The organism is Ferruginibacter albus, from assembly GCF_020042285.1.
Classification (GTDB): domain Bacteria; phylum Bacteroidota; class Bacteroidia; order Chitinophagales; family Chitinophagaceae; genus Ferruginibacter; species Ferruginibacter albus.
The window spans coordinates 203,501-216,909 of record NZ_CP083388.1 but is presented as its reverse complement, the minus strand read 5'-3'; the positions used below and the strand labels follow the sequence as shown (position 1 = coordinate 216,909).

Below are 13,409 nucleotides of genomic sequence, written 5' to 3'. Positions count from 1 at the left end.
AAATAAAAAGAAAAGAGCGAAACAAATGTTTCGCTCTTTTCTTTTATTGTTATGTCTTTAATTGAATTTTAAATTTACTCCGAAATTAAAACTGCCTCGCAGCGTAGTTGCATTTGTTCCGCTTTTAAATACATTGCCAAATCCGCTTTGCCCGTCATACTCTATAATTATTTTTGCTTTTTCAGATATAGGTAATCTTACTCCTATACCGGCATCTAATCCAATATCACCACTGCTAAAAGCATCTTTAACATCCATACCACCTGCGGATTCACTGGCACTGATAAGATTAGCAAAATAAGGCCCGAAGTGCAAATACCAGTTTCGTTTTTTTGCAAAATGATAGCTTGCTAGTAAAGTGGTTGTAACATAATTCAGCGTAAAATCAGTAGTATAAGATGGTCCATTATCCGGCACAATAAATCCGTTGCCCCATCCCTTTTGATCAAAAGCTAATCGACCTTTAAAGCTCCATCTGTCCGAAATATAATATTCTATTGAAGCTCCAATGTTCAATCCAACTTTTGAAGCTGTTTGTTGATAGGAATTTGCCTGCAAGGATGCAAAATTAAACCCGATGTTTGGGGTGAGTTCCCAGGTTCCCTTATCGGAGATAGTTTGTGAAGATTGATTGCTGATCTTGTTTTGTGCGAATGAAATAGAGCAAATGAAAGCTATGGCAAAAAGTGTTGCCGTTAATTTTTTCATCGTGTAGGTTTTAGTTTTTAAGATTTTTCGTGCTCGCTAAAGTATAAAAGAATCAGCACATATTATAAAATCATCTATTCATCAGATTCAACAATATCTCCATAATTGATCAAAAGTTCTTCTCCTTCCTTAATATCTCTTATGGCTTCAAACACTTCACCATCATTAATAGAAATGATATTAGGTGTTTCAGAATGATTCAGGTAATTAACCAGGTCCATTACTTTAAATCCATAGTCCGGAACAAAATACTGGTCGTCATCAAATAAGCAATAGGTTTCCACCAATTGTTTGGAATGCCTGGGCAGTGAATCAATTTCAATTTTAGGAATTGGTATCCATTCACCCATGTTTTTTGAAAACATACTACGACAACCTTTAGGTATATCCCTGATAGCAAATACTCCAATACCATCGATCGGTGAAGGTTTTATCATTACATACGTTTCATTACGCAGCTCTGCCAACAGTTGTTTTGCATCCATAAATAAAAATGAAAAATAAATTATTTTATTAAAGATAAAAGCTCTTTAACCATTTGCTTATTGTATTGCGAATTGAATGAAGATATAACATCTTTCTTTTCAGCAGCAGTTAAATGAAAATTAAGTTCAGCTCCCTTATCTTCATTTTCAGGTTCGTACATAAAAGTAAGCCGATGAATATTAGCAGAAGAATCTTTTAGATAATCGTACTGGTCTGACTGGTAATAATCCTGCAGCTTGTACCAATTGTATTGCAGCATTGCCATTGGCTTTGTAAAAATATCCGTAACAGAACCGGTAACCAACGGATGTTGCCAGTTATCTTTCAACCGGTCCCGCATATTAATAATTACAACTCCGCCCGTATTTTTATCCAACCAGTCTCTGAAATTATCTATGAAACGTAAGGCATTTTCCTGTCCGAAATTATCCCGTAACCCTGCATCCATTACGTCTATTACCGGGGTAGAAGGCAACCATACATTTGGCAATACATAAGGAAATGTCGCATTCATTCTTAATGCTGTCAGTATTCTTAAATTCTGTGGGTCCTGCTTTGCGAAGAAAGAAGAAAAATCTACTGCATCCGGACTATAATTGCTATCCGCTGCATACAATGAAGGCTTCATCATAAAGCTGAGAGGCTGTGTACCCATTATCAACTTTCTTCCATCTCTTGTTACTACGGCATTGTAAATTATCATAGGTATTGTCGCCGTTCTTTCATCTGTATAATAATCCTTTAATTGGCCGCCCAAAATATTTTCAGAGTTTTCATCCAGCTTTTCTTCAAAAGCATACCCACGATCTTTCACATAGCTGTAAGGTGCAATCGAAAATTGTTGTGCAGGAGAAAATATATCCCTGTTAAACATAGATGAAAAAACCGGGTTCAACAGATCTTGTGTAATATCATCTGTATATCGGTTGCTATGCAAATTGATAGAAGGATTATTTTGTTTTTGACGATATAGTTCACGGTAATAAGTTGCTGCCAGCATACCACCACTCGAGCCACTGATCAAAAAAGTTTGTTTCATGAACTGCCCGTGTGTAATGCTGTCTAATTGCTGAAAAGCATTCATTGTAAACGTAGCACTTCTAAGTCCGCCGCCACTTACATTTACAAAAAAGATCACCGGCTTTTCTGAAGTTTGTCGCTTTTTCCAATTCTCTAAAATTTGCAGCATGTTCTCTTTATCCTGCTGTATGGTTTGCGGGGGGCATAACCTTTGTACAGATTGCTTGGTATAATTGGGATATTCTGTTTTATTATCGTAATTCAATCCATATGCTTTGTTTCTGGGGTCTATGATCTCATTGGTATATAAAATATTCAACACCACTACCAATACAATTATAAATACCATACTCCAGCTTTGCAGAAAATACGTAAGCGCTCCAATAACAGCGATCATAATGGCAAAAAATATGATGATACTTGCAGCCGCCGGCACCTGGAATGCTTTTACATCTAAAAAGAACCCAACGATCACCAAAAAAATAAATGCCAGCAAAACACCGATCATTCCGGCAAAATGATGACGTTTAAAAATCCTATCTAGAAAAAGCTGGCTATAGTGCGAGACACTTCTTGCTTTTTTTAACCGGAATCCACTGCTGAAAAAATAACTGACCTTCATCCCAAATCCATCCTGCTGTGGGTTTACTGTTGGATCATAATTTTTCTTGAACATTTTGGGGTCCGCTATAACAGGTGCAATGGTCTTCAGTATCCTTCTATCAGCGCCAAAGAAAAAAGCAAAAGAGAAAATAAGTAATAACAATAGGCCTCCGATAAAACCCAGCAACAATAAAACAATTTGGCCGCCGGTCAATAATTCACGGTTACTGTCAAATTGTGAAAGTCGAATAAAATAGAAAATTAAGAACAGCAGCGGCGCTATTGCATTGTTGATACAATATTTTAAAAATGGTTTGGAGGTAGTTGCTAAAAATTTAAATCGCTTGCTATGCAGTATGAACGTCGTAATATTCCAGCTCATAAAAAACACGCCTATTGCAACGCCTACAATCGCCATACTTAAGGGTGATGTTTTACCTAAATACTCCGGAACAAAAAACAAAGCATCGGCGCCATAGCCTTTCATAAAATTACTGTCGATCGTACTGATCAGAATAAACCAAAACACCAGCAGCAATTGATATTTACGAAAATGTAAAATAAAAAGCTGTACGGGAAAAGAATAGAAAATATCGTTGAGTAGTCGGCGCATTTGGACTGTGGTTCCTTTCTTAAAAGTACTTAAATAAGCACACAATCAACAAAATCTGTACAGCTTGCTAGCTATTTAACGTATCCGAAACCTTATTTGTTTTAGTCTGAAGTAAAATAGAAATGGTTTGTGTAATGGCGCAGCTTGCTAAGAACAAGTGTATTGGTTGAGCAACGGCAGGCATATCAGCATAAAAAAGAACAATGCCGGTTATCATGCTTGCTATGATAATGGTAGCTAACAAGAATATTTTCTTATTTATAAGCTGATTATTTCTGCAATACCAGCTGATGCCAATTATACTTAACAATACTACCCAGGAAAAACTACGATGAATTAAAAAAGCTACAGGCGTGGCAGCCAGCCAGGTTTCCCTCTGTTCGTAATGTAAGATTTTGGAAACATTATCTACATACATTCTCACATTAGTACCTAAGGATACCTGTATTACTAATAATGCTAAAAAAATAACCAGCCATTGAATTACTCTTTTTTCTACATGAATAGCGGCTAAAGATGATTTAAGTGAAAGTATTAACGCCAGTTGAATTTGTAATAACAATAACGCAAAAAATAAATGAACAGAAATACTTGCATGAGACAGATTTAACTTTACTACAATTGCCCCAAAAATTCCGGTGAGTAACACTATAGCCAGGTAAGCAACAGATAATCGATATGTTTTTTTATAGCTTTCTTTTTTAGGAAACAGCAATGCAACTTGCACAATAGCAAACAAGCCCAATAATGCCCCAAACAATCTATTAAAATATTCTATCCAGGTGTGAAAGGCATTAAACGTATGATCAATATCCTGCTTACGTAAATACTTTTCAAAATCGGGAGGCAATTCAGATGCATTGGTTGGTGGTATCCATTTACCAAAACAGGTTGGCCAATCCGGGCAACCCATTCCGCTTTGTGTAGTTCGCACCACTCCGCCTGCAATAATTACTAAAAAAGTAAGAACAAACGTTGCAACTATCCAACCTTTAATAAATCGCATTGTGAATAAATTGCCGCAAAGTTAGTAAAGCAACAATGTTATTTTTGTTACCTGCAATTATTTTTAATGCTGCAATCTTTTTTTAATAAAAAATTAGTTGAAGCCGGTTTGGATGAAGCCGGTCGTGGTTGTTATGCAGGACCTGTGTTTGCGGCAGCTGTTATTCTTCCTAAAAACTTTTATCATCCATTATTAAACGACAGTAAACAATTAAAAGAATCAGTCAGAAATCTCCTTCGTCCAATAATCGAAAAAGAAAGCATTGCTTATGCTGTAGCATCTATAGATAATGATGAAATAGATATCATAAATATTTTGCAGGCATCTTTTAAAGCCATGCACCTGGCTTTAGATGCATTGTCAATTATTCCCGAAAGTTTGTTGGTAGATGGCAATCGATTTAAAGCATATAAAGAAATCTCCCATCACTGTATAGTTGAAGGCGATGGCAAATACGCATCCATTGCCGCTGCAAGTATTTTAGCCAAAACCTACCGGGATGAATACATGCAGCAATTGCACGATGAATTTCCACATTATGGCTGGACAAGTAATAAAGGCTACGGCACAGCCGAGCATCGCCGGGCTATTGAAGAACACGGAATTTGTAAATACCACCGCAAGAGCTTCAATATTATTCCTGCGCAATTACAAATATTTTAGGTCTCACAGAGTACACAAAGCGCTCGAAGAGCAACAAATTTTATACTCTGTGATCTCTGTATCTCTGTGAGAAAAGTTTAATTAATTTTGGATATGGTTTTTTCTTCTTCTCTTTTAGAAAATGCGGTAAATGAATTTGCAAAGCTTCCCGGCATTGGTAAAAAAACTGCCTTACGTTTGGTCTTACATCTTATTAAGCAAGATAAAGGCGAAGTAAATTATTTTGGCGATACTATTACTAAAATGCGGGATGAGATTCGCTTTTGCAGCCGCTGCTACAATATCTCTGATAATGACTTGTGCAATATTTGCTCCAATCGCTCACGCCTGCATGAAACGCTTTGTGTGGTGGAAACTATTCGAGACGTGATTGCGATAGAGAGTACACAACAGTTCAATGGGGTTTATCATGTATTGGGCGGAATTATTTCTCCTTTGGATGGAATTGGTCCCGAACAATTGAATATCGATTCATTGATACAGCGTATTTCAAAGGAAGAAATCAAAGAGATCATTTTTGCGCTCAACCCCAATATACAAGGCGATACAACAGTCTACTATATTAGTAAGAAATTAAAAAATACCCCGGTTAAGATTACCACCATTGCCCGTGGTATTGCATTTGGCGGCGAACTGGAATATGCCGATGAAATGACCCTGGCAAAAAGCATCAGTAATCGTATTCCGGTAGAGCATTATATTAATGAAGGATAATTATTTACGAAGGCAACCAAGCTTCATTTATAACCGATAGTATTTCACCAATGAGCAATAGATTCAAAATAATTTTAATAATAGTTTTTATTATTGCAGTTGCCGGCGCAGTTGGATTTTATATGTGGAACAAGCCGCATAAAGATGTAAAAGATGCAACAGCCATCAAAGTAACAGCCAATGAATTGTACAATAGCTTTATTAAAGATTCGGCGGCAGCAAGAACAAAATATCTAAACAAGATCGTTGAAGTAACCGGTGTTATTGCCGATTCTAGTATAAATAATTTAAAACAAAAAATCATACTGTTAAACACAGCGCAACAAAACGCATCTATCAATTGTACCATGGAAGGCGATATAAATAATATCATATTCGATCATACCATAACCCTTAAAGGAATATGCAACGGTTACAACGGCGGCGATGCAGACCTGGGCATACCCGGCGATGTTATTTTGGTAAGATGTTATGTTGCAGAAAATAATTAATTATGAAAAAGATATTCATTTCAATATTGTGTTTGTTTGCTGTTATTGGCAGCAATGCACAAAAGTTTTATACTAAAAACGGCTTGATCTCTTTTTATTCCAAGGCTAAGCTGGAAGACATTAAAGCAGATAACAACGAAGTATTAAGCGTTATCAATCCGGCCACAGGCGAAATTCAATTCTCTTTATTAAATACAGGCTTTCACTTTCCAAAAGCCACTATGGAAGAGCATTTTAATGAAGATTACATGGAAAGTGAAAAGTATCCAAAATCAACTTTTAAAGGAAAGATCACCAACCTCAGCGATATCAATTTTACTAAAGACGGAACGTACAATACTACAGTAACCGGTGATCTTTTCATTCACGGCGTTACTAATAAAGTAACTGCAACCGGAACCATCACTGTTAAAAACGGCGTTATCTCTTCCAATTCAAAATTCAAGATCAATTTATCAGATTATAAAATAAACATCAGCATTGTAAAAAACAATGTTGCCGAAACTATTGAAATAACGGTGGCTTGCACCTATCCAAACAAAATATAATGCTATGATAAAAAAAATACTACCTGCTTTCATTTTCATTTTCTGTTTCAGTAACTATACAATTGCTCAAGACACTACAGATGTAATGGCTCAGTTAGAAAAGGACTCCGCCAAAACCATTTATACTACTGCTACTTTTAAAACCACCCGCTTAATAAACGGACAATCTGTAGAAACAACAGCTCCCGGAGTTTTGGATCTTCGTATCGATCATCGCTTTAGTTCATTAAACGGTGGCGCTTATGAATTTTTTGGTTTAGACAATGCTTCTATGCGCCTCGGTTTTGATTATGGAATCAGTAAATCACTAATGGTCGGTATCGGGCATACTACTTATCAAAAAACATATGATGCATTTTTCAAGTGGAAAATATTACGCCAATCAACCGGCAAAATCAATATGCCTGTAACAGTAGACCTTGCTGCTACAGTAGCTTACAATACGCTAAAAGATGAAGTGATTGGCAAAACGCTTGATGCGGCAGACAGAACAAGCGTAGCAACAACTTTAGTGATCGGAAGAAAATTCTCTGAAAATTTATCCTTGCAAATAATGCCAGCCTTCATTGTAAAAGACCAGGCTTCGTTCTTTTCTTTCTCACACCCGGTTGATTTTGCCATTGGCATCGGCGGTCGCCAAAAAATTACCCGGCACATGAGCCTTAATGCAGAATACTATTACCAATTACCTTCTACACAGGAGCCCGGCTCCGCCAACGTTCTTTCCATTGGTATTGATATTGAAACCGGCGGTCACGTATTCCAGCTCCATTTCACCAACACACAAGGTATGACAGACAAGGCTTTCATTGCCGAAACCACGGGTAAGTGGGATAAGGGCGAGATCGGCTTTGGATTCAATCTTTCCCGTGTTTTCAATGTTTCCAAAAAGGCAAAGTCCGGCTGGTAAACATTTTGTAATCCGTAATACATCCATTAACTTTGCCTCCGCAATTCAGGCGGATTTGTTTATTGTTCAGCCTGTAAAAATCGAACTAATAAACGAACCAATCTCTATAACTCTCACAGGTTGATTGTCGTTTATCAGTTTATACATTGATTTTTTGGGGTCAGCTTAACAACTATGTTCAACATCGTTGTGTCACTCACTTAAACGGCATACCAATTTCAACAATAAACTCGTTACTGTCTAAAAACAAAAATGCCTTTCCGTCAAAAAAGACAAAGGCAAAAGGAGGAAAAAGTTATGAGCAAAACAATTCAAGACTGTCTTAAAGAAAGAATATTAATTATTGATGGCGCAATGGGCACTATGATACAGCGTCATAAATTAGAAGAAGCAGATTATCGCGGCGAACGCTTTAAAGATTGGCATACTGATGTAAAAGGTAATAACGATCTGTTGAGCATTACGCAACCACAAATTATTGAAGGCATTCACAAACAATATTTGGAAGCCGGTGCTGATATTATTGAAACCAATACATTCAGCAGCACTACTATTGCCCAGGCAGATTACGATATGCAGGCATTGGCATACGAATTAAATGTCGCATCTGCACAATGTGCACGCAGAGCAGCCGATGAATACACAAAAAAAGATCCCAGCAAACCACGTTTTGTTGCAGGTGCCATCGGACCGTTAAATAAAACATTAAGCTTATCGCCTGATGTAAACAATCCCGGTTACCGTGCAGTAACATTTGATGAAGTAGCCATTGCATATACCGAACAAATAAAAGGCTTGGTTGACGGCGGAGCAGATGTATTATTGATCGAAACAATTTTTGATACATTAAACGCAAAAGCGGCTATCTACGCTGCAAAAAATTATTTCAGAAATAATAACCTCCCTGAATTACCGATAATGATCTCGGGAACTATTACCGATGCTTCAGGAAGAACTTTAAGCGGCCAAACATTGGAAGCATTTTATATTTCTGTAGCACATGCCAATCCTTTAAGTGTTGGATTAAATTGTGCCTTAGGTGCTACGCAAATGCGTCCGCACATTGAAGAGTTATCGCAGATAGCCACTTGTGCTGTATCTGCTTATCCCAACGCAGGTTTGCCAAATGCTTTTGGCGAGTATGATGAAGAGCCGCATGAAACAGCGCATATCATTGAAGAGTGGGCAAAAGAAGGATTCTTAAATATTGTTGGTGGTTGTTGCGGCACAACTCCAGATCATATTAAACACATGGCAGATGCAGTGAAAAAATTCACAACAAGACAATTACCTGTTGTGGAAGAAAGTTTTGCATAGATAGATGAATAGAATTGTGTCGTGCAAGAGAGATTATCTCATTTCTTTCACTGAAAGAAATGGATAACAGAACAAGTTCACGACAATGCTTAATAGTAGCATAAAAGCTAAGTACAAAAAATGGAACAAAATATTATAAAACCTTTTTTACGTTTAAGCGGATTGGAGCCTTTAGTTGTTCGTCCGGAAACAAATTTTGTAAACGTTGGTGAGCGTACAAACGTTACCGGTAGTAAAAAATTTGCACGTTTAATTAAAGAAGGAAATTATGAAGAAGCGTTGAGTGTCGCTCGTCAGCAAGTGGAAGGCGGTGCACAGATAATTGACGTAAACATGGACGACGCCTTGCTGGAAGGCGTTTCGGCAATGACAACATTTTTAAACTTATTGCAGGCTGAACCGGACATTGCAAAAATCCCGGTGATGATCGACAGTAGTAAGTTTGAAATTATTGAAGCTGGTTTAAAGTGTGTGCAAGGCAAGTGTATTGTGAACTCTATTTCAATGAAAGAAGGCGAAGCAAAATTCATTGAGCAGGCTTTCGTTTGTAAAAGTTATGGTGCATCCGTAATTGTAATGGCGTTTGATGAAGTTGGTCAGGCAGATACAGAAGCTCGTAAAATAGAAATATGTCATCGTGCGTATAAAATATTAACGGAGCAGGTTGGTTTCGCTCCGCAAGACATCATTTTTGATCCGAACATTTTTGCCGTTGCTACCGGTATTGAAGAACACAATAATTATGCAGTTGATTTTATTGAAGCAACCCGTGAAATAAAAAGGCTAATGCCGCTGACGAAAGTAAGCGGTGGTGTAAGTAACGTTTCCTTTTCTTTCAGAGGTAATGACCATGTGCGTGAAGCCATTCATAGCGTGTTCTTGTATCATGCTATAAAAGCGGGCATGGATATGGGCATTGTAAATGCTGGCGCATTGGTTATTTACGATGATATTGAGCCAACATTAAAACAATTATGCGAAGACGTTATTCTTAATAAAAATAATGATGATAACGGCGCTACTGAAAAACTGATCACATTTGCAGATACTGTAAAAGCAAAAGGCAAAGTAGAAGTTAAAGATGAAGCATGGCGTAATGAACCGGTTGAAAAACGTTTGGCACATTCATTAGTGAACGGTATTACTGATTATATTGATGCTGACACAGAAGAAGCTCGTCAAAAATATCCAAGGCCGTTGGAGGTGATCGAAGGTCCGCTAATGGATGGAATGAACATTGTGGGTGATCTATTCGGCGCAGGTAAAATGTTTTTGCCACAGGTAGTTAAGAGCGCTCGTGTAATGAAAAAAGCCGTGGCTGTTTTAACTCCTTTCATCGAAGAAGAAAAAAGAAATAATCCCAATGCACAACAAGGCGGTGCTGCAAAAATATTGTTGGCAACTGTAAAAGGCGATGTGCACGATATTGGTAAAAACATTGTGGGTGTTGTATTAGGTTGTAATGGGTATGATATTATTGATTTGGGTGTGATGGTTCCTGCGGATAAAATTTTAACAGAAGCAAAAAAGCACAATGTTGATATTATTGGGTTAAGCGGATTGATCACTCCTTCTTTAGATGAAATGGTGCATATTGGCAAAGAAATGAAACGCCAGCAACTGGATATTCCACTATTGATCGGGGGTGCCACTACAAGCCGTACACATACCGCTGTAAAGATCGCACCGGAATATGACAATGGCGTTATTCATGTATTGGATGCAAGTCGTAGTGTAACCGTAGCTGGTAGCTTATTAAGCAAAGAGCAAAAACCAGGCTTTCTTCAAGCAGTTAAAAAAGAATATGATAAAATAAAAGAAGACTTTGGTAAGAAGAAAGTGATAAAAAATTATTTACGTTTTGAAGAAGCGCAAAAAAATGTTTTTAAAGTTGATTGGGATAAATTCACTCCGGTGGCCCCAACATTTACCGGAACAAAGATTTTTGAAAATTATTCTTTAGCTGAAATCGCTGAATACATAGATTGGCAGCCCTTCTTCATTGCATGGGAATTGCACGGTAAATTTCCTCAAATATTAAGCGATGAAAAAGTAGGTGCAGAAGCAACCAAGCTTTATAATGATGCTAAAAAATTACTCCAACAGATCATTGATGAAAAGTGGTTAAGTGCAAAAGGTGTTGTTGGTTTTTGGCCGGCTAATAAAATTGCTGCTGATACAGTAGATGTAAAAGCAAATTCATCAACTTTAAAATTAGAGTTTTTACGTCAGCAAATTAAGAAGGCAGAAGGCCAACCGAATATGTCGTTGGCAGATTTTATTGCTCCTGCAGAAAAAAATTACCAGGATCATATTGGTGCATTTTCTGTAACTATTGAGGGTATTGAACCACATATTAAAAAGTTTGAGGTAGCACATGATGATTATAATAAAATCACTTTACAAGCATTGGCTGATCGTTTAGCAGAAGGATTTGCAGAATTATTACATACAAGAACACGAAAAGAATTGTGGGGTTATGCAAAAGATGAACATTTAAGCAATGAAGACCTGATCGCTGAAAAATATTTAGGCATTCGTCCGGCACCGGGCTATCCTGCTTGTCCTGATCATACAGAAAAATATAAATTATTTAATCTATTAGGAGGTAAAGAAGCAACCGGTATTACATTAACTGAATCATTGGCGATGTATCCTGCGGCTTCGGTTTGCGGTTGGTATTTTGCTAATCCTGAAAGTAAATATTTTGGCGTTGGCAAAATTGAAAAAGACCAGGTAGTGAACTACGCTGAAAGAAAGGAAATGCCTATTGAAGAAATAGAAAGATGGTTAAGTCCTATTTTAGAGTATGCTTAAAATATTTTAAGCGCAAAGAGTTTATCTATACACAAAATTCAAAAATCTAACACATCATGCGCATCGTCTCTTATAATGTAAATGGCATTCGTGCTGCTTTAAAAAAAGGCATTATTGATTGGTTAAAAACAGATCCTGCTGATATTATTTGTCTGCAGGAAACAAAAGCGACCAAAGATGATGTTGATGTGAAACTGTTGGAAGCGTTGGGCTTTGAACATCATTGGTTCAGTGCGCAAAAGAAAGGATACAGTGGCGTTGCCGTATTTACAAAAATAAAACCAACAAATGTTGTTTTTGGGAATGGGCATGGTGCAAGCGACGATGAAGGAAGAGTAATACAATTGGACTTTGGCGATATACGATTGATCAATGCCTATTTTCCATCTGGCACAAGCGGCGATGAACGCCAGCAATTCAAATATAAATGGCTGGATGAATTTTATAATTATCTGAATGAATTAAAAAAGAAACATCCTAAAATCATATTGTGTGGCGATTATAATATTGCACACAAAGAAATCGACATACATGATCCGAAAGGAAATAAAAACAGCAGTGGTTTTTTACCTGAAGAAAGAGCATGGATGGATAAGTTCTTAGCAAGCGGATGGATCGATACATTTCGGGAATTTCATACAGAACCGCATCGTTATAGTTGGTGGAGCCAGCGCTTTCCAAGTGTTCGATTAAATAATAAGGGATGGCGTATCGATTATATTACAGTAACAGAGCCGTTAAAAAAGCAATTGGTAAGCGCCGATATTTATCCTGATGTAAAGCAAAGTGATCACTGCCCGATCTTTCTGGAAATAAAAACAAAATAGTATTCATCTTTATTTGTTGTCAATAATATCTCCTGTGCAATAAATGTGCAAAACAAAAATTAATTCTTTTTTAAGAATAAAACATTTGTATATTGCCGCAAACCCGCATGAATACAGGCTTTCAAAGACAATCTCTTAAAACCCTTGCCTGTCAAGCATTTCAGCCTATCATTCAATTTACAACTTATAAAATATACTCTATAATTTTTCACAAATCCCACGCCAATACTACATTACAGCAAAATCTTCACAATAAAAAATCATAGAAAAAATTTTGTTGCAATTAAAAAGCCTCTATATTTGTTACCGTTAAAAAATCAAACACACTTATTATGGCAAACAAGGCAGAATTAATTGCAAAAATTGCAGATGATGCTGAGATTACAAAAACTCAAGCTAATGCAGCTTTAGATTCTTTTGTAGAAGCAGTTACTAAAACTTTAAAAGGTGGCGGTAAAGTTACTTTAGTTGGATTTGGAACTTTCTCTGTTTCAAAAAGAGCTGCACGTAACGGACGTAACCCACAAACAGGTGCTGTTATCAAAATCAAAGCTAAAAAAGTAGCTAAGTTTAAAGCGGGTAAAGAATTATCAGCTAAATTGTAATGCTTGACCAATCGCATTAAAAAAGCAAGATATATTCATTTATATCTTGCTTTTTTTTAAGCATTACTTTTAAAAATGATT

The 13,409-nt window shown here is 36.9% G+C and carries 13 protein-coding genes; 9 read left to right on the top strand and 4 right to left on the bottom strand.

Annotated features, from left to right (window positions below; genetic code table 11):
• Nucleotides 1–57: 57 nt before the first annotated feature.
• The 4 genes from K9M53_RS00960 to K9M53_RS00945 all read right to left on the bottom strand — a co-directional run bounded on the left by K9M53_RS00960 (nucleotide 58) and on the right by K9M53_RS00945 (nucleotide 4,436).
• Nucleotides 58–708: a porin family protein gene (locus K9M53_RS00960; protein WP_224017121.1), complete on the bottom strand. Its 651-nt coding sequence runs from the start codon at nucleotides 706–708 to the stop codon at nucleotides 58–60.
• Nucleotides 709–782: 74 nt separating this feature from the next.
• Complete coding sequence (locus tag K9M53_RS00955; RefSeq protein WP_224017119.1) at nucleotides 783–1,193, bottom strand: SET domain-containing protein; 411 nt, start codon at nucleotides 1,191–1,193, stop codon at nucleotides 783–785.
• Nucleotides 1,194–1,213: 20 nt separating this feature from the next.
• A complete protein-coding gene (locus K9M53_RS00950; protein ID WP_224017117.1) occupies nucleotides 1,214–3,430 on the bottom strand; it encodes a patatin-like phospholipase family protein in 2,217 nt (738 codons plus the stop codon).
• A gap of 67 nt (nucleotides 3,431–3,497) precedes the next feature.
• Nucleotides 3,498–4,436, bottom strand: coding sequence for a COX15/CtaA family protein (locus K9M53_RS00945; protein WP_224017115.1), 939 nt, complete (start codon nucleotides 4,434–4,436; stop codon nucleotides 3,498–3,500).
• Between the two features lie 66 nt (nucleotides 4,437–4,502).
• Here K9M53_RS00945 and K9M53_RS00940 point away from each other — a divergent pair, with 66 nt between their 5' ends.
• From K9M53_RS00940 to K9M53_RS00900, 9 genes are all read left to right on the top strand, one after another.
• On the top strand, nucleotides 4,503–5,099 hold the full coding sequence (locus K9M53_RS00940; protein ID WP_224017113.1) for a ribonuclease HII: 597 nt from the start codon (nucleotides 4,503–4,505) through the stop codon (nucleotides 5,097–5,099).
• A gap of 93 nt (nucleotides 5,100–5,192) precedes the next feature.
• The gene (recR, locus tag K9M53_RS00935; RefSeq protein WP_255580654.1) at nucleotides 5,193–5,813 is read left to right on the top strand and encodes a recombination mediator RecR; all 621 of its coding nucleotides are present in this window, start codon (nucleotides 5,193–5,195) and stop codon (nucleotides 5,811–5,813) included.
• Nucleotides 5,814–5,863: 50 nt separating this feature from the next.
• Nucleotides 5,864–6,304 carry an OB-fold putative lipoprotein gene (locus K9M53_RS00930; protein WP_224017109.1) on the top strand — a complete coding sequence of 147 codons (441 nt, stop codon included), beginning with the start codon at nucleotides 5,864–5,866 and terminating at the stop codon, nucleotides 6,302–6,304.
• A gap of 2 nt (nucleotides 6,305–6,306) precedes the next feature.
• Nucleotides 6,307–6,852 carry a YceI family protein gene (locus tag K9M53_RS00925; protein ID WP_224017107.1) on the top strand — a complete coding sequence of 182 codons (546 nt, stop codon included), beginning with the start codon at nucleotides 6,307–6,309 and terminating at the stop codon, nucleotides 6,850–6,852.
• Nucleotides 6,853–6,856: 4 nt separating this feature from the next.
• The gene (locus tag K9M53_RS00920; protein ID WP_224017105.1) at nucleotides 6,857–7,762 is read left to right on the top strand and encodes a DUF5777 family beta-barrel protein; all 906 of its coding nucleotides are present in this window, start codon (nucleotides 6,857–6,859) and stop codon (nucleotides 7,760–7,762) included.
• 297 nt (nucleotides 7,763–8,059) lie between these two features.
• Nucleotides 8,060–9,079, top strand: coding sequence for a homocysteine S-methyltransferase family protein (locus K9M53_RS00915; protein ID WP_224017104.1), 1,020 nt, complete (start codon nucleotides 8,060–8,062; stop codon nucleotides 9,077–9,079).
• A gap of 120 nt (nucleotides 9,080–9,199) precedes the next feature.
• Nucleotides 9,200–11,896 carry a methionine synthase gene (gene metH, locus K9M53_RS00910; protein WP_224017103.1) on the top strand — a complete coding sequence of 899 codons (2,697 nt, stop codon included), beginning with the start codon at nucleotides 9,200–9,202 and terminating at the stop codon, nucleotides 11,894–11,896.
• Between the two features lie 56 nt (nucleotides 11,897–11,952).
• Nucleotides 11,953–12,723 (top strand): exodeoxyribonuclease III, encoded by a 771-nt coding sequence (locus K9M53_RS00905; protein WP_224017101.1) that lies wholly within the window; start codon nucleotides 11,953–11,955, stop codon nucleotides 12,721–12,723.
• 332 nt (nucleotides 12,724–13,055) lie between these two features.
• The gene (locus K9M53_RS00900; protein WP_224017099.1) at nucleotides 13,056–13,328 is read left to right on the top strand and encodes an HU family DNA-binding protein; all 273 of its coding nucleotides are present in this window, start codon (nucleotides 13,056–13,058) and stop codon (nucleotides 13,326–13,328) included.
• Nucleotides 13,329–13,409 lie beyond the last annotated feature (81 nt).